Genomic DNA, 1,294 nt, shown 5'->3' on the forward strand with positions numbered 1-1,294 from the left:
GTATCGCGCCGCCCAGTGCCGTCGGCCCGCTCGGCGGCAGGATGCCAGCCGGTGGGATCGTCTGGGCGTCGAGACTGCTCGGTGCCGCGTCGGGGAATGGTGTGGTGGTGTATGGCTGCTGTGGTGAGTTGGCCTGTGCGCCTGGTGGATTGGAATTCTGGGGCTGGCGTGGGCCGATTTGCGGGGTGGTCGGTTGGGCGGACTCGTGGACAACTGTCTCGGAGTCGAAGAAGTCGAGGTTGACGAGGGTGGCTTCGTAAGGGGCGGAACTTAGTTCGCCGGCTTCGTATGCGACCAGTGGTTCAGGCGCGAGATCGGTCCCGATGTTGGTGCCGGCGAGACCCGGATATGGCGTTTCGGGTCGGCTGCTGTGGAATTGGGTGGTGCCCGGCAGGTCGGTTGACGAGGGGCTCACCGATGTCGTGATGAGGTCGGCCGGTGCCGGTGCGTTGGAGGCGCCCTCGATGAGTAGTTGCAGGGCCGTGTCCCAGGAGCTCCAGCCGTGCCCGGGCGGGTTGCTAGGTGAGATCGGTGCTTGGGTCGAGTTCGAGGGTGATGTGGTCTCGCGGTTGTCGTCGGTTAGGCCGAGTTCGTGGAAGAGAGCACGGCTGATCTCGTCGATCTCGGCAACGGTCTGCGCGTCGATCTCCGCGATGGTCTGCTCGTGGGGCCGGAGTCTGTGTCCGTCGGTAGTGTGCCGATCGGTCGCTTCGGGTTCCGGCGCGAGCAGGAGTCCGTTGCTCCAGCTGTCGTCGAGTGATCGCTCGAGCTCGGTGATGGTCGCCTCGAGAGGGCGGACCAGTGTGCCCGTGGCTTGGGTGGGGCGGACGGCGGTGGCGAGGCCGCCGCGCATCACCTGGTCGGCGAGGTTGCGGCCGTGCGGCTCGGTTTGGGTGAGTGCGGGCACGGTCATCGCACCGATGGGGTTGGCGAGGGTGATGGCCAGGTCGCGTCCCGTCGTGCGGGCCGAGTGCTTGGCCGCACTCGTTCGGACCGGAGGTGCGGACGGCCGGGCGTGGTTGCGGCGCTCGGGTTGTGGGATCGGTATCGGTATCGGTATCGGCGCAGGTGGCGTCGGCTTGGGTGGTTCGGGTGCCGCTGCCTTTGCTTTGCGCTTCTTGGGCTTGTCGACCGAGGCTTGGGCCATCATCGGGACCGGGCGCGTAGGGACGACTGATTGTGGCAATGGCCCCGCGGGTGTGGTCGGAGGGACGCCGCCGCGAGTGGGTTCGGTGGTGAGGGGTGGGATGTAGTTGGTGCCGTGGCGGTCGAGTTGTGGTTCGGCGGCCGGATC

1 pseudogene is annotated in these 1,294 nt (G+C 67.3%); it reads right to left on the reverse strand.

Annotated features, from left to right (window positions below):
• A pseudogene (locus tag ACZ60G_RS44130) lies at nucleotides 1-1,294 on the reverse strand (hypothetical protein); the annotation flags it as partial.

Source organism: Nocardia sp. NPDC102475, assembly GCF_055584605.1.